23 protein-coding genes are annotated in these 21232 nt (G+C 68.7%); 22 read left to right on the forward strand and 1 reads right to left on the reverse strand.

Annotation, left to right across the window (positions count from 1 at the left end; translation table 11 throughout):
• The first annotated feature begins 149 nt into the window (after positions 1-149).
• The 22 genes from ABD901_RS34965 to ABD901_RS35070 all read left to right on the forward strand — a co-directional run bounded on the left by ABD901_RS34965 (position 150) and on the right by ABD901_RS35070 (position 19069).
• Positions 150-1565, forward strand: coding sequence for an APC family permease (locus tag ABD901_RS34965; RefSeq protein ID WP_380132488.1), 1416 nt, complete (start codon positions 150-152; stop codon positions 1563-1565).
• Positions 1562-2557, forward strand: a complete 996-nt coding sequence (locus tag ABD901_RS34970) for an acetamidase/formamidase family protein (protein ID WP_345133543.1) — start codon at positions 1562-1564, stop codon at positions 2555-2557. Before ABD901_RS34965 ends, ABD901_RS34970 begins: the two co-directional genes overlap by 4 nt.
• 6 nt (positions 2558-2563) lie before the next feature.
• The gene (locus ABD901_RS34975; RefSeq protein WP_345133545.1) at positions 2564-3274 is read left to right on the forward strand and encodes a GOLPH3/VPS74 family protein; all 711 of its coding nucleotides are present in this window, start codon (positions 2564-2566) and stop codon (positions 3272-3274) included.
• 421 nt (positions 3275-3695) lie between these two features.
• A complete protein-coding gene (locus ABD901_RS34980) occupies positions 3696-4664 on the forward strand; it encodes a hypothetical protein (RefSeq protein WP_345133547.1) in 969 nt (322 codons plus the stop codon).
• An 85-nt stretch (positions 4665-4749) separates the two neighbouring features.
• Positions 4750-5178, forward strand: a complete 429-nt coding sequence (locus tag ABD901_RS34985) for a 6-pyruvoyl trahydropterin synthase family protein (RefSeq protein WP_345133549.1) — start codon at positions 4750-4752, stop codon at positions 5176-5178.
• Positions 5175-5897 carry a 7-carboxy-7-deazaguanine synthase QueE gene (locus ABD901_RS34990; RefSeq protein WP_345133551.1) on the forward strand — a complete coding sequence of 241 codons (723 nt, stop codon included), beginning with the start codon at positions 5175-5177 and terminating at the stop codon, positions 5895-5897. Before ABD901_RS34985 ends, ABD901_RS34990 begins: the two co-directional genes overlap by 4 nt.
• Positions 5887-6378: a phosphoribosyltransferase gene (locus ABD901_RS34995; RefSeq protein ID WP_345133557.1), complete on the forward strand. Its 492-nt coding sequence runs from the start codon at positions 5887-5889 to the stop codon at positions 6376-6378. Before ABD901_RS34990 ends, ABD901_RS34995 begins: the two co-directional genes overlap by 11 nt.
• Positions 6375-7100, forward strand: a complete 726-nt coding sequence (locus ABD901_RS35000; RefSeq protein ID WP_345133559.1) for a 7-cyano-7-deazaguanine synthase — start codon at positions 6375-6377, stop codon at positions 7098-7100. The genes ABD901_RS34995 and ABD901_RS35000 overlap by 4 nt, the downstream gene beginning before the upstream one ends.
• A gap of 14 nt (positions 7101-7114) precedes the next feature.
• Positions 7115-8164, forward strand: a complete 1050-nt coding sequence (locus ABD901_RS35005; RefSeq protein WP_345133561.1) for a radical SAM protein — start codon at positions 7115-7117, stop codon at positions 8162-8164.
• A gap of 19 nt (positions 8165-8183) precedes the next feature.
• Positions 8184-9041 (forward strand): hydroxypyruvate isomerase family protein, encoded by an 858-nt coding sequence (locus tag ABD901_RS35010; RefSeq protein WP_345133563.1) that lies wholly within the window; start codon positions 8184-8186, stop codon positions 9039-9041.
• Positions 9042-9073: 32 nt separating this feature from the next.
• Positions 9074-9865 carry a nucleoside/nucleotide kinase family protein gene (locus ABD901_RS35015; protein ID WP_345133565.1) on the forward strand — a complete coding sequence of 264 codons (792 nt, stop codon included), beginning with the start codon at positions 9074-9076 and terminating at the stop codon, positions 9863-9865.
• Positions 9866-9872: 7 nt separating this feature from the next.
• Positions 9873-10574 (forward strand): ribulose-phosphate 3-epimerase, encoded by a 702-nt coding sequence (locus tag ABD901_RS35020; RefSeq protein WP_345133568.1) that lies wholly within the window; start codon positions 9873-9875, stop codon positions 10572-10574.
• Positions 10571-11350, forward strand: a complete 780-nt coding sequence (locus ABD901_RS35025) for an HAD family hydrolase (protein ID WP_345133570.1) — start codon at positions 10571-10573, stop codon at positions 11348-11350. Before ABD901_RS35020 ends, ABD901_RS35025 begins: the two co-directional genes overlap by 4 nt.
• Positions 11347-12192, forward strand: a complete 846-nt coding sequence (locus ABD901_RS35030) for a cupin domain-containing protein (RefSeq protein WP_345133571.1) — start codon at positions 11347-11349, stop codon at positions 12190-12192. Before ABD901_RS35025 ends, ABD901_RS35030 begins: the two co-directional genes overlap by 4 nt.
• A gap of 40 nt (positions 12193-12232) precedes the next feature.
• Entirely contained in the window at positions 12233-13288 is a 1056-nt protein-coding gene (locus tag ABD901_RS35035; protein ID WP_345133573.1) for a hypothetical protein, read from the forward strand.
• Positions 13285-14196: a nucleotidyltransferase family protein gene (locus ABD901_RS35040; RefSeq protein WP_345133574.1), complete on the forward strand. Its 912-nt coding sequence runs from the start codon at positions 13285-13287 to the stop codon at positions 14194-14196. Before ABD901_RS35035 ends, ABD901_RS35040 begins: the two co-directional genes overlap by 4 nt.
• Entirely contained in the window at positions 14193-14756 is a 564-nt protein-coding gene (locus tag ABD901_RS35045) for a P-loop nucleotide/nucleoside kinase family protein (RefSeq protein ID WP_345133576.1), read from the forward strand. Before ABD901_RS35040 ends, ABD901_RS35045 begins: the two co-directional genes overlap by 4 nt.
• On the forward strand, positions 14753-15595 hold the full coding sequence (locus ABD901_RS35050; RefSeq protein ID WP_345133577.1) for an inositol monophosphatase family protein: 843 nt from the start codon (positions 14753-14755) through the stop codon (positions 15593-15595). The genes ABD901_RS35045 and ABD901_RS35050 overlap by 4 nt, the downstream gene beginning before the upstream one ends.
• Positions 15592-16314, forward strand: a complete 723-nt coding sequence (locus ABD901_RS35055) for a dTMP kinase (RefSeq protein ID WP_345133578.1) — start codon at positions 15592-15594, stop codon at positions 16312-16314. The genes ABD901_RS35050 and ABD901_RS35055 overlap by 4 nt, the downstream gene beginning before the upstream one ends.
• Entirely contained in the window at positions 16311-17378 is a 1068-nt protein-coding gene (locus ABD901_RS35060; protein ID WP_345133581.1) for a glycosyltransferase, read from the forward strand. The genes ABD901_RS35055 and ABD901_RS35060 overlap by 4 nt, the downstream gene beginning before the upstream one ends.
• A 94-nt stretch (positions 17379-17472) precedes the next feature.
• Positions 17473-18423, forward strand: a complete 951-nt coding sequence (locus tag ABD901_RS35065; RefSeq protein ID WP_345133583.1) for an aminoglycoside phosphotransferase family protein — start codon at positions 17473-17475, stop codon at positions 18421-18423.
• A 385-nt stretch (positions 18424-18808) separates the two neighbouring features.
• On the forward strand, positions 18809-19069 hold the full coding sequence (locus tag ABD901_RS35070; RefSeq protein ID WP_345133585.1) for a hypothetical protein: 261 nt from the start codon (positions 18809-18811) through the stop codon (positions 19067-19069).
• 645 nt (positions 19070-19714) lie between these two features.
• On the opposite strand, the gene ABD901_RS35075 is transcribed toward ABD901_RS35070, so the two are convergent.
• On the reverse strand, positions 19715-20791 hold the full coding sequence (locus ABD901_RS35075) for a GTP pyrophosphokinase (RefSeq protein WP_345133587.1): 1077 nt from the start codon (positions 20789-20791) through the stop codon (positions 19715-19717).
• Between the last annotated feature and the right edge of the window lie 441 nt (positions 20792-21232).

Consider the following 21232-nt stretch of genomic DNA (forward strand, 5'->3'; position numbering starts at 1 on the left):
AGGCGGCGGCCAGATCACAACCAACACGTAGAGGCAATTCGAACACAACAGTTCTCGTGTCTGGCGCGTCAGGCGGTGACGCGTGGATACGTCATGCCCGCCGGCGGCCGGTTGGCGGGCTTACGAGCGTGATTAGGGAGGAGATCACGGTGAGTGCGACACAACAGGCACCAACCCCGACGGGCGGCATCGCGCCGACCGGCTATGAGACGAGCTTGCGGCGGACGCTCGGGTTCCGGGACGTGGTGTTCTACGGGCTGGTGTTCATGGTGCCGATCGCGCCGTTCGGGATTTTCGGCGGCGTGTACCAGAGCTCCGGTGGGATGGTGGCCCTCGCGTACGTGATCGGCATGGTGGCGATGGTGTTCACCGCGGCCTCATACGCGCAGATGGTGAAAGCGTTCCCCCTCGCCGGGTCGGTCTACAACTACGCGGGGCGGGGCATCGCCGCGCCAATTGGGTTTCTGGCCGGGTGGTCGGCCCTGCTCGACTATCTGCTTGTGCCGAGCCTGCTGTACCTGATCGCGGCGGTGGGCATGAACGCCGTCGTCACGGTGGTACCGGTGTGGGTGTGGCTGGTCGGGTTCGTCGTCGTCAACACTGCGGTCAACCTGCTCGGCATCAAGACCACCGCCCGGTTCACCACGTTCATGCTGATCGGGGAACTGATCGTTCTGGCGATCTTCCTGGTCGTCGCCGTGGCCGCGGTGGTACATGGCCGTGGGCGTGGGTTCTCCTGGGATCCGCTGTTCAACGCGCACACGTTCACCTGGCCCCTCATCGCCGGGGCGGTCTCGATCGCGGTGCTGAGCTTCCTCGGGTTCGACGCCATGTCCACGCTCGCCGAGGAGAACAAGGGCGGCCCCGGGCAGATCGGCCGCGCGATGGCCGCCGCGCTCGGTCTGGCCGGAGTGCTGTTCGTCGCGCAGACTTGGGTGGCTGCACTGCTGGTGCCCGACCCGGCGGCGCTGATCGCCAACGGCGACCCGAACGGCGTCGCCTTCTACGACGCCGCCCGCGCCGCTGGCGGCGGCTGGCTCGCGACCATGTGCGCGGTCGCGACCGCGATCGCGTGGGGCATCGCCAACTCCCTGGTCGCGCAGGTCGCCACCTCCCGGTTGTTATTCGCGATGGCCCGAGACCGGCAGCTGCCTGCGTTCCTGCGGAAGGTGTCGCCGCGCTCCGGGGTGCCGGCCAACGCGATCGTGCTCACCGCGGTCCTGTCCATCGGGATCGGGCTGTACATGGCGTGGCGCTCCGACGGGATCACCCTGCTGTCCAGCCTGATCAACTTCGGGGCGCTGACCGCGTTCATGGTGCTGCACCTGGCCGTGGTCTGGCACTACGTGTTCCGCAAGGGCAGCCGGAACCTGTGGTCGCACCTGCTCGTCCCTGCGGTCGGGTTCGGGATCCTCGCCTACGTGGCGGTCAACGCGAACGTTGCCGCCCAGCATCTCGCGCTGGTCTGGGTCGGCGTCGGCGTGATGATCCTCGTCGTCCTATACGCGGTCGGCCGTCGCCCGCGACTGGCGGGCCTCGGCGTCGAGCAGCGGGGGCAGTCGTGACGGGCGTCGTGGACTTCGAGCTCGTCGAGCCGAATTTGTACACGTTCGGCGGTACGGAGGCGGTGGACCTGGTCAAGCCGGGGCAGATCCTGCGCACGACCACGGAGGACTGTTTCGGCGGGGGAGTGCTCACGGTGGATGATCTGCCGTCGAAGGTGTGCGAACGGTTCAACCCGGTCACCGGCCCGTTCTACGTCGCCGGGGCCGAGCCCGGCGACACCCTCGCGCTGCACTTCGCGGCGATCACCCCAGCCCGGGACTGGGGCATGTCTGCGACATTCCCGCACTTCGGCGCGCTGACCAGCACGCACGCCACGCCGACGTTGCAGCCACCGCTGGAGGAGCGGGTCTGGCAGTACGACCTCAACCTGCAGGCCGGCACGGTCCGCTACGCCGCCCGCCGCGCGGATTTCGCCGTCGAGCTGCCGCTGGATCCAATGCTGGGCACGGTTGGGGTGGCCCCAGCCGGTGGGGAGGTGCGGGCGAGCATCGTCCCGGACGCGCACGGTGGGAACCTCGACACCCCGGAACTGCGGGCCGGCACCACCTTGTACCTGGGGGTGAATGTGCCGGGAGCGCTGTTCGCGTTCGGCGACGGCCACGCCCGCCAAGGGCAGGGCGAGGTGTGCGGGGTTGGGGTGGAGTGCGCGATGCGGGTCACCGTCGCCGTCGACCTGATCAAGGGCGTAGCGACGCCGTGGCCGCGAATCGAGACCGACCACCAGCTCATCTCGATCGGCGCCGCCCGCCCGCTCGAGGATGCGTACCGGATCAGCCAGCACGACCTGGTCAGCTGGGTGGCTGAGCTGACCGGCCTCGACCGGTTGGACGCGTACCAGCTGGTGTCGCAGGCCGGCCGGGCAGCGCCGGGGAATGTGTGCGACCCGAACTACACGATGCATGCCGCTATCGACACCGCAGTCCTGCGCGGCGCCGTCGCGTACGGCGGCGCGCATCGGCGGCTGCGCGGGCTGGCCGCCACGCTCTGGTGATCGGTCATGGCGTACCCGATCGGTGAACGCCCGCCCCCGAACCTGCGCCAGCCGCTGCGGGTCGAGGCGTTCGTCATCACCCACAACGAGACCGGCGAGCGGCTGTCCAGCCCCGCGGCGATCGGCGTCGCGCTTGCGGGCGCGGTGCTCGTCGACGAGTTGCTGCGTCCGGCCGAGCGGATCAGGATCGTCGACCAGCGGGTCATCGTCACCAACCCGAACCTGTCTGGCGACCCGGTCGGGGACTGGGCAGTCGGCATGCTCGCCGGTCCGGGCGGCTGGTCGGCGCTTGCCAGCCAACCCCGGTCGATGCCGGTCCGCGACGCGGTCCGGCTCCTCGCGGCAGACGCCTATGAACGTACCGCGGCCGGAATGTTTGCGGGCGGCCTCATCGTGCAGACCTCGCACCGGCGGATCGCCCGGGGCCGGCGCCGGTACCCGCCGACCGACCCGAACGTGATCCCACGCGTCCGGGGCCGGCTGATCAGCACGCTGACCCGCAGCACCAATCCGGATCTGCAGACCGACGCGCTCGGTGCGCTGGTCCTAGGACTCGATCTGATCTCCGAGCTGTACTTGGACGGCTCCGGTCTGAACGTCCGCGCCCTGCTGGGGGAGATGGTCGAACTGATCGGCGCCGGGAAGCCCAACGTCCAGCTCGTGCTCGCCGAGACCGACAGCCTGGTCGGCGAGGCGGCGGTGCAGGTGTACGGATGAACGTTTCTAGGCGGTGGACGCGTCCCGGGCACCTGGTGCCGGCCCGGGGCGACAGGGCGGCGGCCGCACATCACCCTCCACCGCCGGGGGTGGCCGCCGCCTACCCGGGGTGGCCCGGCCGCACCTCCCCGGGCCGGGCCGCCCCACCCAACCATTCCTTTCAGCCCCGCCAGTGTCGGCGGAACACCCACGACGACGGGAATCCCGTGCTCGATCTTCACCCCTCGGCAATCGCCGACTGCACGCCGCGTCGCAGGCCGAGCCGTGCCGCGACCTGGCTGGCCTGCCTATCAACACCGCGTGAGGTTCGGATCAAGCGGGCCGACTTCGCCAACTCGGAAGCCCTGCTGAGTACGGCCGCCGCGAGGTTGCGCAACACCGCAGTGGACCGGTGGCTCAACCGGGCCAACAGGGGAGACCGATGAACCACCCCGACAACGACCGCAGCACCAACAGTGTTCTAGGCGACGGTGAACGACCCGACATGACTGACGCGCGCCAACGGCCAGCTCAGATCCGCCGGCCGCTCGCCACCGTAGCCGCAGCGGCCGTCCTCACCGTGCTGGTCGCTGGCGCCGCGGCCGTCACGACCGGTCTGCTGGGCGGCCATGCCTCGACCCAGGTCGTGAGTCCGGCCCTCGGCCCGACTCCCATCACACCCCGTGGCCAGACATCGTCGGGCGCAGGCGCCGACCCGAAGGTGCTGATTGAGCGTTTCGCCGCCGACCTGACCAACGGTCCCGCCGACCCCGTCCGGGCCCGATTCGAGTACATCGTTTTGCTCGTGTGGGACTCGTTCGCCGCGCCGTCGTCGTCCAGCACTACACCAGCGCGGCGCATCCAGTTCTGGACTACCGGCCTGGGCGCCAGCCGCGCCGTGGAACTCGACGAAACCCATGGCTGCCGACTGCTATCCGACCAGACCGACGACGAACTCGGCCCATTCGATGGCCCGTTGTCCAGTGACCCGGACGCCGTGCGTCGGCAGATCCTGCACGAGCCGCTGGCCCCTGGCACCGTTCCTGACCTGTTCGGCCAGGTCGGCGGGCTCTACGGCGCCCGATTCGTGCCGCTGGCCACCCGCCAAGGCGTCCTAGAGATGCTCGCCCGCCAACCCGGCGTCGGCGTTCAACCAGCGACCACCGACCGCGCCGGGCGCAGCGGGCTCGCCGTCACCTGGACCTACGAGCCGCCGATGCCGTTCACGGTCGCCAAGACGCTCATCTTCGACCCGCGTAACGGGCAACTGCTGGCCAGCCACAGCCGAGCACACCGCCGGCCCGATGCGACCACCCCACCTGAACCCGGCGACGAATACGAGATCTATCAACTTTTTCCGACAAGCACGTACACCCGCGACATGCAGACGCCGAAGGTCGGGTGCTCCTGATGGCCATCGAAGTCATCGACGTTGTTCCCGCGACCCGCACGAAGGCGGTGTGGACGATGTACGCCACCGACAGCCAGATCCCGGTTTGACCAGGTCATTCAGCATCGATGAAGAGGGCGACATGACATCGACGTACATGATCGGCAAGAGCTTCGGCTTCAGCGCCGCTCATCGTCTTCCTGGCCTGCCGAAGGGCCACAAATGCCGCCGCCGCCACGGCCACAACTTCACGGCTCAGGTGGTCCTCGGCGCTGATCAGCTGGTGCCACCGGGATTCGTTGCGGATTTCGGCGATCTCGACCGGTTCCGCCGCTACCTCAACCGCCGGCTCGACCACCGGGATCTCAACACGGTGCTGGACGAGCCGCCGACGTGCGAGAATCTCGCCCGCCACCTGGCTGCATGGTTCCTTGAGCACATGCCGGCGCACCTGTCTGATGCGCTGGTGCGGATCACGGTGTCGGAGTCGGACTCGAGCTGGGCCGCTTACCACGTCCCGGGTCGGCGCGCATGACCGGCAGCGGCGGATCAATGGCCGTGGCGGCGGCGACGCTACGGGTGGCGGAGCTGTTCGGCCCGACGTTCCAGGGTGAAGGAGCGTCGGTCGGGCAGCGTGCGTTCTTCATCCGGCTCTCAGGCTGCAACCTGGACTGCGGCTGGTGCGACACCCCCTACACCTGGGACTGGTCCAGGTTCGACCGGGCCGCCGAATCCCGTGTGATGGCGCCGAGCGACGTGTTGGGCTGGGTGCTCGGACAGCGCCCGCAGCTCGTGGTCGTGACCGGGGGCGAGCCGCTGCTGCAGCAGCGCGCACTCCTGCCGGTGCTGGAAGGACTGCACCGTGCCGGTGTGCCGGTCGAGATCGAGACCAACGCGACGATGCTGCCCGATCCTGCGGTGGTTGCGGCGGTGACCCGGTTCAACGTGTCACCCAAACTCACCGGCTCCGGTGTGGCCTCGCAGCGGCGGCTCAAACCCGAGGTGCTGCAGGCGCTGCAGGACACCGGGAAGACGTGCTTCAAGTTCGTCATCGCCGGTGAGGACGACGTCGACGAGGTTGCGGCGCTGCAGGCCGCGCTCGGCCTGGCACCGGTGTGGGTCATGCCGGAGGGTACGACGCCGGAGGCGGTACTGGCCGGTCTGCGGGCGCTCGCGGAACCCGCACTCGTGCACGGCTGGAACCTGACGCCGCGGCTGCACGTGCTGCTGTGGGGGGACGAACGTGGCCGCTGAGCGCACGGTAACGACGCTGGGCTGGCCGGATATCACCGGCATCACCGACGAAGTGGCCGCGCGGGTGCGCCAGGACGGGCTGCCGGACGTCGTCGTGGGCGTCGTGCGCGGCGGCCTGATCCCGGCCGTCCTGCTCGCGCACGCCCTGCACCTGCGGGGGCTGCGCACGGTCGAGGTGGTCCACACCGCCTCCGACGAGATCGACGCGGCGAAGACCGCGGCCCCGGCGGTGTTCAACCCGTCCAGCCTCGGCGACCTGACCGGCCTGGACGTACTGGTCGTTGACGACATCGCCGGCAGCGGCGACACCGCCGAGCGGACTGCCGAGCTGGCGCGGGCTGCGGGCGCCGCCAAGGTCCGCACCGCCATCTGGGTCGTCAACGCGGAGAACTGGCGGCGCGCACAGCCGCCCGAGCAGGCGGTGACCTACATCGGCCAGCGTGTTGAAGGGTGGGTGATCTTCCCGTGGGAATGCCCGTGACAGCTGACGGGCCGCAGTCCGGTCCGGGCGGCGAGATCCTGTTGTACTCGGCCGGCTTGGACTCGTTCCCCGCCTGGCACTACCTTGGCCGCCCCCGCGCGCTGTACCTCGACATCGGCCACCATTTCCGCGCCCAGGAGCTCGCCAGCGTGCGGACGCTGGCCGTACGGTGCGGCATCGACCTGACGGTCAGCGACGAGCTGGACCTGTCGGCGTGGGACACCCCGCAGGGCGACCTGATCCCGGCGCGGAACCTGCTCCTCGCTACCCTCGGCGCCCTGCGCGCGGACACGATCTGGTGCGTCGGGGTCAAGGGCGACCATGCCCCGGACAAGAGCCCAGAGGCGTTCGAGCGGATGAGCGTCACCCTGTCCGAGCTCACGCAGCGGCCCGTCCGGGTCGACAGCCCGTTCTGGGCGTGGACCAAGACCGAGGTCGTGCGCTGGTACGTCGATGCGGGCCTGCCGGTCGACGATCTGCTGCAGACGTTTTCCTGTCTGCTGCCAGGGGATGGCTTCGAGCACTGCGGTGTGTGCGCCAGCTGCCTGCGTCGGTGGATCGCGCTGGTCAACAACGGCATCGAGGGCCGGTTCGCCGCGCCGCCGTGGGAGTGGGACCTGGTCCACACCTACTACATGCGTGCGATGCGGGACGGGACGTATCCAGAGCACCGCGCCGAGGAGTTCGCTGCGGCGATGCGCACCGTCGGCGTCACTGTCTAACTGGTGGAGGAGCCATGCAACGGTCGATCTCGCTGCTCTGGGCGCTGCGCTCGCGGTGCACCAGGGGCTGCCGGTACTGCTACTTCGGCACCCTCGAAGCGCACCGGCTCAATCCGGTCACCCAGGTCGGTGAGCTGTCGCACTTGTCCCGCAACGACATCAGCGCGGATGAGGCGATCCGGTTCGCGCGATCGCTGGCCGGCTCTGCGGTGCGCCGGGTGTTCCTCGCCGGCGGTGAACCTCTCGCCTGGGCGCCGACGCTCGACGTGATCGAGGCGCTGAAGACCGCCGGGGTCGAGGTCGTGGTGTGCACCGATGGCACCGCGCTGAACCGTCCGGCAGTGGCCGGGCGGCTGCTGCGGCTGGACATCGACGCGGTGTCGGTGTCGCTGGACTCGACGGATGCGACCTACAACGACCGGTGGCGGTCGCCGCTGAACGGCCGGGACGGCTGGCACAGCGTCGTCGGCGGCGTCCGCGCACTGCTCGCCGCGCGCGGCCGCAGCCCGCGACCCAAGGTCGGCCTGTACACGGTGGTCACCCGGCTCAATCTCGCCGACGTGGTGGACGTGCCCACCCTCGGCGCCCAGCTCGGCTGCGACTACGCGGTACCGCAACCGGTGTCCCTGGCTGCCGGCCACGAGCTGTTCGACACGCTCGCCCTGACCCCGGCAGACCTGCCGGAGCTGCAACGGCAGTATCAGCGTCTCTACACGGCCGGGCTGCCGATCGGGCTGCCGGACACGGCCTACCCTGGCCAGGTCGCCGCGGCGATCCGCGAGCCCACCGGGCTGGTCCGGGCCTGCTTCGGCGGGTCGACGCTGCACTTCGTCGAACCGGACGGCACGGTCTGGGACTGCCCGTCGGCGCTGCGGATCGCCGCCACACCGGTCGAGAAGCACCGCAGCATCCGCGGCGCGACCGGCGCCGACCTCTTCCCAGAACCGGCCGGCTGCCCGCAGGACTGCCCGCTGTTCTCGACTGACTGCGTCTGCATGTGGCCGCTGACCGGCTTCGACGCGATGGCAGGCCCGCCGCCCGCGCTCGCGCACGCCGCCGGATGACCAGCCAGTTCGACCGACCGTGTCGAGCATCGACGAGGAGTACGTGCCCATGAACACTGCGAGCATGCGGTTCGCCGCCAACCTCTCCATCCTCTATGGGCACCTGCCCCTGCTCGAGCGGCCCGCGGCTGCGGCTTCGGCCGGGTTCGCCGCAGTCGAGATGTGGTGGCCGTGGGACGGCCCGGAGCCCGATGACCGCAACGTCGACACGCTGGAGGATGCCCTCGAACAGGCCGGCGTGCAGCTGGTAGCGATGAACCTCATCGAGGGCGACATGCGCGCCGGCGACCGGGGCCTGCTGTCCAGCCCGGCCCGGGCGCAGCGGTTCCGCGACTGCATCGACACGGCCGTCGGCTTCGCCGAGCGGAATGGCTGCCCGGTGCTCAACGCCCTGGCCGGTAACCGCGAAGCCGGCGTATCGGCCGACGAGCAGTACAACCTCGCCGTGGAGAGTCTGTGGCTGGCCGCGAACGCCGCGCAGCGTGCCGGGCTGGTTGTGGCGCTGGAAGCCATCAACCGGCATGAGGCGCCGCACTACCTCCTCGGCGACGCCGATACGGCGGTCGCGCTGGCCGACGCGGTGAACGCCGCGACCGGCCTGAACAACACCGGGTTCCTGTGCGACCTGTACCACCACGGCCGCAACGGCGAGGACATCCCCGCCCTGTTGGCCCGCCACGCGGCCAGGATCGCCCACGTACAGATCGCGGATACGCCCGGCCGGGGCAGGCCCGGCTCCGGCGAGCTGGACTACCCGGACTTGTTCGGCCGCCTCGCCGCGCACGGATACGACGGCTGGGTGGGCCTGGAGTACGAGCCGGTCCGCAACGCCGACATCGACTTCGACTGGCTCCCGAGCCTGCGCCCCCGCATCTGATCCGGCCTCGACCACAGCGGAAGGAGATCCACATGCATGCCGTCGGCACGGCCGGCGACCGGCCTAGCTGGGCGCTCGGGCAGCGTAACGGCGTCCTGGTCACCGTGGAAGGGGTGTGGGGCGCCGGGAAAACCACCGTCGCGCATGACCTGGGCCAGCGCCTGGAAGCGGCCGGATTCGCCGTGGCCGTGTTGCACAACGGGCCGACGCACGGCGCCGTCGGCCGGCTGTCGCAGTTCCTCGAGACCGCGCCGCTTCGGTCCCGGACCGGCGTGGGCGGCTACGACGCATCGCACCACGCGACGGTCGATGTGCTGCTGCGCCTGTGCCGCGAAGCCCACCATCACCGCACCTGCTACCGCCCGGCACTGGCCGAACGCGACGTCGTCATCATCGACCGCGGCGTGTACGCCAAACTCGCCTACGCCCTAGCCGTGCTCGCCGAAGCCGACCCGGATGTCAACCTCGACAGCACGCTGCAGTTGCTACACACGATCGTCGCGCCGTGGTTCCTGCACCCGGACCTGGCCATCCACCTGGACACGCCATGGCCGCTGGCACGGGAACGCGCCATCGCACGCGGCCACGGCGGCGGCAACCCGGCCGCGGTCGAACGCCTGCTGTTCCTGCCCCGCTACGACGCCGCGTACCGGCACGTCCTCGCCGCCCATCCCGACCGGGTGCGACGAATCCACGTCGGGCTGCGCGAGCCAGCCGCCGTCGCCGACGCCGCGGTGGCCGCACTCGCCGACCGGCTCGGTGTCGCATTGCCCGCCGCCAGCACGAGCCGACACCCGGATGTCCCGACCGGCCTAGGAAAGTGAGCTCGCCGTGTCCTTCCTGAACGCCCTGCCAACCGATCGGCTGCTGATCGAGGCGTCGCTGTGGTCGGCCGACCTGGGCGCGCTGGGTGCCGAGGTCGAGCGGATCGAACCGTACGCCGACTTGATCCACATCGACGCCTCCGACACCAGGTTCGTCCCGGAGCCGCTGTTCTTCCCTGCCGTGGTCGCCGCGCTGCGGCCTCGGACGACGCTGCCGTTCCACGTCCACCTGATGGCGCGCGACCCCGGCCGCCTTGCCGACGCGTTCGCCGACGCGGGCGCGGACCTCATCACCGTGCACGCCGAGGCGGACGGTGCCGCCGACGCGATCCAGCGCATCCGTGCCCGGGGCCGGGCTGCCGGGCTGGCGCTGACCCTGGACACGAACATCGCCGGCGTCTACGAGCTGATCGAGCACGTCGACGCCGTCGTCATGGTCGGTACCCCGCTGGGCACGAAGGGCACCGACCTGGACCCGGCGGCGCCTGGCCGGTTGACCGCCATGCGGCGGCTGCTGGACCTACGCGGCCGCGCGGTGCCGGTGCTTGCTGACGGTGGTATCCGCGAGCACACCGTGCCCGCTCTCGTCGCCGCCGGCGCGAGCGGCGTCGTCACCGGGTCGCTCCTGCTGGCCAGCACCGACCCAGCCACCACCGCGGACTGGCTCCGCCACCACCGCACCGCGCATCCTAACGGGGCCGCGCTATGACCCGCCGGGAGCAGCCATTGACCGGCTGGGTGATCAGCCTCGACCTGTGGGGGACACTGCTCACCTACGGGGATCGCGACGGCGAAGCCACCTGGCGGATCACCGAATTCACCCGAGTCCTGCACGCGTTCGGCCACGACGTTGCCCCCGCATGGGTGCGCGAGATCGTGACCGAGATCCGCGACCTCGAACGGCAGCAGCAACGGATGGCTGGCCTCCAACCCGGCCCGGACGCGCAGGTCACCGCCATACTCGACGTGCTCGGGATCGTCGCCGACGCAGCGCTGCTAGACGTACTGGTCACGGTGCACACCCATGCGGTCCTGCGCGCATGCCCGGAGCCGATCCCGGGCGCGCACGCCGCCGTCGCCGGCATCAAGGAGGCCGGGGCCTGGCTGGTCTTGACATCCAACACCCTCGCCACGCCTCCCGCCCTCCATCGCCAGCTCATGGCCGACACCGGCCTGCTGGAGCCGTTCGACGACCTGCTGTTCTCGGGCGATCTCGGCGTCGCGAAACCGGACCGAGCAGTCTTCCAGGCCGTCGCCGACCGCTCGGGCACCTCGCCAAACCGGATCGTGCACGTCGGCAACGACTGGCGGACCGACGTGGAAGGGGCGATCGACGCCGGCTGCCATGCCGTGTTTTACAACTCGCGCGGCAAATCGCCGCGCCTGCAGGCCCCTGACATCGCGCACCTCGACCAGCTGCCCGACCTGCTCATCGCCCTGTGCACCGCCGTTGCCCCCCATACCGACCGGAAAGACTTAGTGTGATCACCTCACCCGCGCTGCTCGACGATAGCGCCGACGTGCTGCAAGAGCTGCTCGACCGGGCCGGTCCCGGCGTCAAGCGCCGCCTGTCCGACCTGCTGATCCGCCGTGCCGCCGGAGGTGCCGTGCACCTGACCGCCGCGGCCACCGCGCCAGGCGTGGACGACCCGCTGCTCTACACCGCTTACCGCGACGTCCTGCCGCCCCGGCAGCTGGCGCAGACGGTGTGGTTCGCAGACTTGGTCGTCTACCAGCCGGGTGATCTGCCTGGCGGTGAACTGCACCGTTCGATCGGGCACTGGAACACGCCCAGCCAGCTGGAGGTGTTCCAGTGCCTCACAGGCCGGATCTTGATGATCACCGCGTGGCGGGCCGCGATGGGCGACCCGATCGTGCGGCTGCAGGTGTGCACCGCCGGCGAACTGTGCGCGGTGCCGTTCGGGGCGTGGCACTTGACCTGCGTGCTCGACGGTCCCGCGGCCGTGTTCAACATCTACACCGACCTACCCCACCGGGACCACGGCGCCGGCCAGCATGTCAGTCCGTCCGGCGCGATCCACGAGGTCGCCAAGTACGCGGCGGGGGAACCGGTTGAGCTCACCGCCGTCCGCGCCAGCAGCGGATTCATGGTCATGGGCTCCGAGCGCGGCCTCAGCGTGTGGGGGACAGGGGAGCCCGGCGCGGCCCCGGCCTGGCTGCCGCCGTTGCTGGCCGGCCGTGACCTGCCGCAGTTCTACGCCGCCGCCACCGACACCGAGCTTGACCGATTGCGCGTCGCGGCGCAGGTACACCTGCCGTCCTCGGCGCCGACCGGCCGACCGGGAACCCGGGTCCATGGCTGCTGACACCCCACATCGGACGACGTTTCGCCAGGCGACAGCCAGCGTGTCCCTGCGCACCAACTGCCCAGGCGCGTACCGACAGGCCCTCGACACCCTGTACAGCTACAAGCGCGGCGCCGAGGCAGCCGCCCGGTGGTCGGTGGACGTCCGCTGCGATCCGACGCTGGACGTGGGTGATGCCGCCGGCATCACCGGCGAGGTCGTCGAGATCGGCCCGAAGCTGTTCGCGTCGGCGCGCTCCACGCCGACCGGTCGCGTGTACTGGGTGTCCGACCTCCAGACCATGATCGCGCTGCACCGGGCATACAGGCTGATCACAGTGCAGTGCGCGACCGAGCAAGCGGCCCGGCACTGGGCACCCCGCCTCATACGGCAGGCCATGACCGCCCAACTGCTCGGCGACGGTGCCGTGTACGCACACGCCGCCGCGTTCACCCACAGCGGGCGCGGCGTCGTGATCGCCGGGCACCGGCGTCGCGGCAAGACCACCACGCTGCTCGCGGCGCTGCACCGACTCGGCGGCAACTACGTCACCAACGATCGGCTCCTGCTGCGCTGCACCGGCAGCGAGTTGGTCGGATACCCGTGGCCGATGCACCTGCGCGCCGGCATCGGCACCCTCACCGCCCTGCCGCACCTGGCCGGGCTGGTCCCCGAACACCTGCGCCGGCTGCCCCTGGTGGAGCGGTGGACCTACCCGGACAAGGTCGCGGTCGAGCCACCGGACTTCCCGCGGCTGATGCAGGCCGGCGGCACCGTCGCCGGTGAGATCCGACCGGCCGTCCTTCTGTGGCCCGACCTCGAGGCAGATCGCACCCACGTCGTCACGGAAGGCATTTCGCCGCAAGCCGCACTGACAGAGCTGCTGCGCAGCGAGCTGTTCATGACCGACCCGGGCCGGGCGGTCAGCGCTCACGTCAACCACTGGCTGATCCCGGCGCCTGACCCGGCGGTCACCGCAGGTTATCGGCGCGCGGTTGCACTGGCCCTCACTGACCTTCCGTGCTACCGCATCCGCGCGGGCAGCGACCCGATCGCGCTTGCCGAGGCCGTCGGCGCGATCCTCGACCGCATGCCCCGGCGGCGAGGCGAGCCGTGAGCCCCGCGACCACGGCGACAACACGGCAGGGCAAGGATCGCCACCCGGAGAATCCGGACTGCATCGAGCGCACGCACGACCGGTGGCGGCCGACACTGCGTACGCTGTGCGACCCGCGACAGCACAGCTTGCCCCAACCGCACCGTGACGACGCGACGTCATTCGGTGCGCTGCTGGAGGCGGCCATCACCGCCAAACTCGTCGGCCTGCTCGCCGACCGGCTCCTCAACGAAACGGGCACCACGCGGATGTCGCCGCCGATGCGGGAGTTCCTGACGAGCACCCTGCGCGGCACCCAGCACCGGACCCGGGAACACCGGCGCCACGCCTCCCAAGCCACCAGCGCGCTGGCCGAACATGGGATCCCGGTGGCGGTGCTCAACGGGTTGGCATACGACGCGGCGCTCTACGGCAGCCGTGGCACCCGGCAGCTCACCGACATCGACCTGCTCGTTCCGGCCGACACCGTCAACGACGCCATCACCGTCTTGACGAAGCTCGGCTACACCCGACTCGAGCGGCCCGGAGCGTCTTGCCGACTACCGACCGCCGACGCCGTGGCCCCAACCATCACCGTCGACCTAACCACGACGCTTGGGCACACCACGGACCCGGCCGCAGTCCGGCAGGCACTCGACCAGCCAGTCATCGATGGTCACGACATGAGCAGCCCGCTGCCCGTGCTCAGCCAGCACGACGCCCTGCTGCATACACTGGCCCGAACCGCGGCGAGGCCCCGCTGGCGGGGCCTCGCCGACGCCCTGCATCTCGCGCTCGCCGGCGCCGTTGTCTCCCGCAGCGGCCCGCGATCAACGATCCCCGCGGCAGCCGACGCAGGATGGAACCTGCTGCGCACACACTGGCCGGACCTGCCAGCAACGCCACGAGCCGAAGCCGCAGACGGATGATCGTGCAGCTGGCCGGGCTGCCGGGCACCGGCAAAAGCACGCTCGCCGCCGCTCTGCTGCCTCGCCTGGGTCCGCATGCGCTGATGCTGGACAAGGACCGCATCCGCGCCCTCCTCTTCGGACCCCACCACGTCGAGTACCGCCAGGAGCAGGACGACCTATGCGTCGCGCTGCTGCACCAGGCCGCCGCCTACCACCTTGGCCGGCATCCCGACGGGACGGTCATCCTCGACGGTCGCACCTGCAGCCGCCGATACCAGGTCGCCGACGTCGAGCGGCTCGCCCAGCAGACCGGCCACCTGTTGCGGATCATCGAGTGCACCTGCGCCGAGGTGACAGTCCGGCAGCGGCTGACGTACGACACCACCGCAAGGACGCACCCGGCCGCGAACCGCGACTTCGGCCTCTACCTGCGGCTCAAGGCCACCGCCGACCCGATCGCCGTCCCGGCGCTACGGCTGTCCACCGACATCCCAATCGGCGAGTGCATCCGCCGCGCGCTGACCTACCTGACCACCGATGCCGTCCACGCGACGGCCGATGCGGAGGAACCATCATGAGTATCACCACCCCGCAGCTGCGGGACCTGCTCGTCGTCGCACAGAAGGCCGTCCGGCAAGCGGAGGGTTACCTGCACGATGATGCGCTTGGCGCCATCACCGCGAAAGGCGACCGAGACATGGTCAGCGAAGCCGAACTGGAGGTCGAACAGCAGATCCGTGCGACGATGCGCGAGGCCACCCCGGACATCGGCTTCCTCGGCGAGGAGGAAGGCGGCGACACCGGCGACACCTCGACCCGATGGATTCTCGATCCCGCCGACGGCACCGCGAACCTCATCCGCGGACTACCCCTGTACGGCATCTCGCTCGCGCTCGTCGCCGGGCGCACGCCAGTTCTCGGCGTGATTCACCTACCCGCTCTCCGGCGCCGCTACTGGGCTGCAACCGGCCTCGGCGCCTGGTGCAACGGACGCCAGATCCGGCCCGCGACCACGAGTGATCTGTGCGCCGCGATGGTCGCCATCGGCGACTTCGGCACCGGCGTTCACGCCGAGGAGCGCAACCGGGTCGCTCTGGCCTTGCATGCGCATCTGGCGTCCCACGCCCAACGGACCCGGATGCTCGGCTCGTCCGCCGTCGATCTGGCCTTCGTCGCCGACGGCACCCTCGACGCATCCGTGACGCTGGGGAACCGCTCCTGGGACATGGCGGCCGGGGCCGTGATCGCCCGTGAGGCCGGCGCCGCCGTCATGGACACCGACGGCAGCGACCACACCACCGCCTCGCGCACCACGATCGCCACCGCCCCGGGCCTGCGCGACTCCATCCTCGCCGTCCTCAAAGACACCACCGCGAACAGCCGCTACGCCCCCGACCGCGAGCGGGGCGAGCGTTGACCCTGATCGCCTTCGAGGGCCTGCCGGGCGCGGGCAAGTCCACGCAGAGCCGCCTGCTCGCCGAGCACCTCGACAGGGCCGGCCACGCGGTCGTCTATCTGCCCGACAACCTCACACGCGACACCGACGACCTCGGCGCGACGCTGCTGTCCCTGTTCACCCGAGGCGACCCGTTCGCCCGGCACGACAGCGTCGTCACCGAGGTCCATCTCGCCGCCGCGATCCGTACCCACACGCTCGCCACCCACATCGAGCCGACCCTCGACCAGCGCCGCACCGTCGTTGAGGACCGCGGCCTGCACACGATGTACTCGTACAGCCTTGCCACCCTCCTGCAGCGGCACCGCAGCGCTCCCGACCTGGCGATCGCCTGGCTGTACGCGGTCGGCGCCCTCACCGGCCGCGCCGCCGACCGGTCGCTGTGGCTGCGTCTGCCGGTCGACGAGGCCATCGCCCGCGCCGAACACCGACAACGCCACCCTTACACGGCCGAGCAACGGCTGTACCTGCGCTACGTCGACGACGCCTACCGCGAGCTCGCCGACCGCGACCCAACGCTGATCGTCGTCGACGTCGCCGGTCGTACAGTCAACGAGGTCCACGCCGCTGTCCTGGCAGCCCTCGCCGGTGACCTCGCCGCCAGTCGGTCGAACAGCCGCCCGCTGGTGCCGACGCAGCGCGGCCCGGCGGCCACCAAGCGGCGGCCGGGGATGAGATGAAGATCGACATCGTGCATCCGGGGTACCTGCCCCTGCAGCCTGCCTACTTCACCCGGTATGGACTCGGCGGCAACGAGACCGCGATGCTGCTCGCCTCCCGATGCCTCGCCGAGCTCGGCCACCAGGTCCGCATCTACGCCGACTGCGAGCCCGACCACGACTACGGCGTGGACTGGCGGCCCCTCGCCGACCTCAACCCCGGCGAGTACCGCGACGTGATCATGTTCTGGGTGCGGACCAAGGGCCACGACCCGAGCAGGTTCAACGCTCCGATCCGGATCGCCAAGCTCGGCCTGAAAACGCCGAACGAGACTCTGCTGGGCCAGGTGCAGACCGGCGCGATCAACCTGCTCATCGCGTTCTCCGACTTTCAGCGGCAGCTCTACTGCCAGCAGTTCGGTTTCCCTGGCACGGCAAACTGGCTCGTCACCGCCGACGGGCTCGACATCCGGCACTACGACACGCGCCGCGAGAAGACCCCTGGGAAGTATCTCCATGCGGCCAACCCAAAACGCGGGCTGTGCGTCCTGTTGGACATGTGGCCGGCGATCCGCGAGCAACAGCCGGACGCTGAGCTGTATGTCGCTTCCAGCCACCTGCTGCGCGGCTTCACCGCCGAGCGCGACCAAGCGCTCGCTGGCGACCTCTACACGCGGGCCCGGGCCATGGCGCCGCTCGGCGTGCGGTTCCTGGGCCGCATCCCGAAGCCCCAGCTCATCGAGCACCAGCTCACAGCCGAGATCTACCTGTACCCGACGACATACCCGGAAACGTGCTGCATCGCCGCGCTCGAGGCCAGCGCCGCTGGCGCTGTCATCGTCACCTCACCGTCGGGCGCCCTCCCCGATCGGGTGATACACAACCAGAGCGGGTTACTGATCCCGGGTGATCCAGCTACCCCCGCCGTCCGCGACGCGTTCGTCCGGCACATCGGCGAGCTGGCCGCCGACGCCCAGCGGCGGCAACGGATGAGCCGGGCAGCACATGAGTTGGCCCGGGAACACGACTATCACCTGAGCGTCCTACCAGCTTGGCTGGACGCCTTCGAGCAGCTCGCTGCGTGATCCGCGTGCCCACCGCATCCCGATCGTGACCGCTAGGCTCTCGACCAACCTCCTGCCTATCGACCCGACCACCTGCCGCACGGAGCCGCGAACTATGCCACCAGCGGAAAGCCGCGTTGCCCTGCTCGAAGAACTCCGCGTTGCCCGGGCCGGCGGGGACAGTGACCAGCTCCACACCACACTCGACCGATGGAGCCTCCGCCCGCTCACCGGCGGGCGCAACAACCACGTCTACGTATGGGACGACCCGCACCGCGGGCCGACCTGCATCAAGATCTACTACCGGGTCGACGACCGCAGACGCGCGGACCGGGAGTGGAGCACCCTCACACTCCTCGCCGAGCACGGGGTCACCGATGTTCCCCGACCGCTATGGATCGACCGCAACGGCGCCGAGCCGGCGATCGGCATGAGCCTGCTCGACGGCGTCCCACTGCTGCAGAGTCCGAACCTGCCCGCCGCGCTTAAGAACATGACGCACACGGTGCAGAGAATCCAGGCAGTTCCCCCGTCCGGACTGCTGGCGGAGCTGGACCGCATCGACTCAATTGCGCATTACGCCTTCCGGCTCACCGAGCTGTGGCCCGGCCAGCTCGCCGAGTACCCGGACGATCCGCTGACCGCCGACATGCGTCAGTTGCTCGCGGCGTGGCACGGCAGCGGCGACCGCGAACTCATCCGGCAGTCCGCTCCGTACGTGTTGTCGCGCGGCGACGCCAACCTCCTCAACTGGCTTGTCCTGCCGTCGTCGAGCGGCTGTGTCGACTTCGAATTCAGTGGCCGCAGCACCGTTGCCGCCGACGCCGCTGACCAGATTGAGCACATCAGCTCCCGTGACGTCCCTGACGACGTCTGGTACGGCCTGCTGGGGGACCTTGGCGTCGACCGCACGAACACACCACAGTTCCGGGCTGCGCAGCGAACCTGCGCGCTGCGGTGGCTCGCCGTGCTGTGGAAGCAGCGCGGCCGGCGCGCCGAGGAGTTCACTCGCCAGCTCGAGCGGGTCCGGCAGTTGCAGAGTACCGAGAGTCCGTGGCGGCTGTAGGCCATGTCCTTTGCCATCGAAGTGTGTCCGCGTGCCACTGAGGTTTGTCTCCCGGTCACCCGGGCGGGTGAAGATCCGGGCGAGAACTTTCTGGACGTTGGTGCTGCTAACCACCAGCCTCTACCAGCAGCAATACGACCTCACCGCATGATCAACCAACCGACAGGTCACTCAAGACGAACGCACCCGGCAGCGCTGAACCTCGACCGACGGCGGGCACTCATCGACACCCTGATGACGGTGGAGCTGCTTCGCGCGCCACGTGGGCGCAAGGGGTTCGACCCGGACACGTTGCGCATCACCTGGCGGTTGTAGCCGGGCCGATGCGGAGTGGGGCCTATGCAGCTTCCTTGCCCGCCCGCCCCCGGCGTGACAGCATCTGCGGATGGGCATCTTCGACTCCATCGCACGCGGCTTGGGTAGCCTCCGGCCGCTGTCCGACGCGGAACTCGAAGACGAGCGCGAGGCGTTGCGACAGCGCTACGTGTCCAGCGACAATGTCGGCGAGGCGTCGAACCTCTACAACGAGCTGCACCGCTACGACGAAGAGATGACGCGCCGCGCCAACGAGGCCTACAAGCGCGACAACCCGGACGCAACCACCAGGCACCGCGAACACGGCTGGTACCTACCGAACGACGACTAGCCGGGGCGTGTTCAGGCGGCGAGCGCCGCGCTGAGGCGCTTGTGCACCTTCGATACGGCGTTCTCAGTCCACGGTGCGCGCCCGTAGCCGTGGTGAGTGTCCTTTGCCAGTGAAGTCTGTCCGTGTCATCCGAGTACGTCCCGGCCGGATTCGTGCCACTGAAGTCTGTCGCAGGGCCTGCTGAGCTGCGGTTATCTGCAGCCCGCAATCGGGCACGATCTGCTGCCACCGGCTTAGCAGCACCAACGTCCAGAAAGTTCTCTCGCCCAGATCTTCACTCGCTCGAGTGGCCGGGAGACAAACTTCAGTGGCACGCGGACACACATCGATGGCAAAGGACAGGCCAGCATCGAACTGATGGCGATGGCATTCCTGGCTATGGTCGCGAGTACGGGCACCAGGTGGTCGCGACTTTAGGCTCCGCTCGGCCCGCTCGACTGGATCGATGTCGCTGAGAAGCGACTCCATGCGCTGGGGATACAACAAGGCGCCTCGCGGCGCACCTCATCTGCCGCCGAGCGAGCGCATAGAGGGGCTGGGTCGATGTCACTCTGCGTACGTAGTACGCGAGGCTGGCAACGGCTAGGCGCTCACTGAACTGCCAGGGGATGGCGCAGCACGGGCCGATTCATCGATGCGGGATATTCAGCTAGAAAGCGTGCCATTCTCCCGAAAGCTGTCTCTGTTTGTCTGATACGCCGGCCATTCCCGTTCACTGTATCCGAGGCTGTAGAAGTCGTCCTCGTCCACATTGCGCGCAATCAGAACGGCTTCCTGAAGATAGTCTTCAAATGCATAACGCGCATTATCTGGTCGAGCAAAAACTCCGACCGTCCGCAACACCGGTTCGATGTCAGTGCGCAGATATTCATGAAACTGTGCAAGGCTTTCGATGTTGTAGTAGTCCAGCAGCTCGCCGAGGTCCGAACGGCGACTTCCTATGATTCGCCGATGGCTCAAAGGTGTCATTGCATTCCCCTGCTGGAGGAGGGCATCTCTCACGTCCTGCGGGTACTGATGTGTATCCAGGTACGCACTCAGCGACGTATAGGTCAACGGAATGTCGAAATTGTTCTCGGTTACGTCGCGTTCAACGCCTCTTACGATCGCATCCTTGGCATCACGAATACCGGAGAACTCTCGGTCGGCCAACTCAAAAAGGGCACTCAAAGCAAACAGCCTGCGACGCACCTCCGGCGGTGCATCGTTAACCGACTTGTAGTAAAGCTTGTGTTCCACGGCGGCCCAGGCGTGCTGAAGTACCGTGCGAACCTGGATCTCCCATTTGATCTTTGGTAAGCGCCGCCATTCCGGCAGGGCGCTCCGGTTCTCCTGCAGGCTCACGATGTACTGATCGGATCGATATCCGAAACGGTCCGGATCATACTCGCGTCCCTTCATTACGGAATTGGTTTCATCTACCTCGAACTCATTTCTTACGATATCGCCAATCCGCTCTACATCCTCGACATAGTACGCGATCACGCGTAGACCGACTAGGTCGGTTACATCATGGATGGGATCGGAGTACTTGTCACCCTTGCTCTCGAGTTTCCCGCCAAAGCTTTCTAAAGTTTTGGCCCTTGACTCCACCTGAATAACTTTAATGCCGGCATCCTCGAGCAGGTCTCGCACAAGTGCATCTAACTTCTGCCTGAGAGGTTCTAATTGCGGTCGCAATTCTTCGTACTGCTTCAACCACTGGGCCGGATCTGCCGTCATTTAGGGACCTCTTCAGATCGGGGATGGTCGACGTCGACTCTACCGTAGAATGCGGCAGTAAGCGAATTGGGTCGACGAGGCTGCGAAGCGGCAGACGCAAGTGTGGCCCTCCAGCTCGGCTTCGTGAGGACCTGTCACACGGGCCACGGGGATACCTGACCAACTATTATTGGCGCCTTCTAAGCAGTAGCCGTGATCGAGTGCCACTGCAGCTGTCAACTACCGCGATCGTTCGGAAGACTTCAACCAGCTCAACAGCCGAGTTCGATGGCGAGGTGCACGCACTGTCGCGAGCCATCTTGCGAGGACTTCTCAGCCCTGATCCACCGACGAGGTCTCGGTGCCCGGCCGGTCCAGCCCGATGATCTTGGACGCGGGTCAGGGCGTGTGGGAGTGACCGGCCGGGTTGCCGGTGCGCTCGATGGTCGAGGGAAGTCTGGG

Source organism: Dactylosporangium darangshiense, assembly GCF_039537565.1.
Classification (GTDB): domain Bacteria; phylum Actinomycetota; class Actinomycetes; order Mycobacteriales; family Micromonosporaceae; genus Dactylosporangium; species Dactylosporangium darangshiense.

Coding starts and splice junctions, on each gene's coding strand:
- ABD901_RS34975 (WP_345133545.1), top strand. CDS start 2,564: ATGGCGTACCCGATCGGTGAACGCCCGCCCCCGAACCTGCGCCAGCCG.
- ABD901_RS34980 (WP_345133547.1), top strand. CDS start 3,696: ATGAACCACCCCGACAACGACCGCAGCACCAACAGTGTTCTAGGCGAC.
- ABD901_RS34990 (WP_345133551.1), top strand. CDS start 5,175: ATGACCGGCAGCGGCGGATCAATGGCCGTGGCGGCGGCGACGCTACGG.
- ABD901_RS35005 (WP_345133561.1), top strand. CDS start 7,115: ATGCAACGGTCGATCTCGCTGCTCTGGGCGCTGCGCTCGCGGTGCACC.
- ABD901_RS35015 (WP_345133565.1), top strand. CDS start 9,074: ATGCATGCCGTCGGCACGGCCGGCGACCGGCCTAGCTGGGCGCTCGGG.
- ABD901_RS35025 (WP_345133570.1), top strand. CDS start 10,571: ATGACCCGCCGGGAGCAGCCATTGACCGGCTGGGTGATCAGCCTCGAC.
- ABD901_RS35045 (WP_345133576.1), top strand. CDS start 14,193: ATGATCGTGCAGCTGGCCGGGCTGCCGGGCACCGGCAAAAGCACGCTC.
- ABD901_RS35050 (WP_345133577.1), top strand. CDS start 14,753: ATGAGTATCACCACCCCGCAGCTGCGGGACCTGCTCGTCGTCGCACAG.
- ABD901_RS35060 (WP_345133581.1), top strand. CDS start 16,311: ATGAAGATCGACATCGTGCATCCGGGGTACCTGCCCCTGCAGCCTGCC.
- ABD901_RS35065 (WP_345133583.1), top strand. CDS start 17,473: ATGCCACCAGCGGAAAGCCGCGTTGCCCTGCTCGAAGAACTCCGCGTT.
- ABD901_RS35070 (WP_345133585.1), top strand. CDS start 18,809: ATGGGCATCTTCGACTCCATCGCACGCGGCTTGGGTAGCCTCCGGCCG.
- ABD901_RS35075 (WP_345133587.1), bottom strand. CDS start 20,791: ATGACGGCAGATCCGGCCCAGTGGTTGAAGCAGTACGAAGAATTGCGA.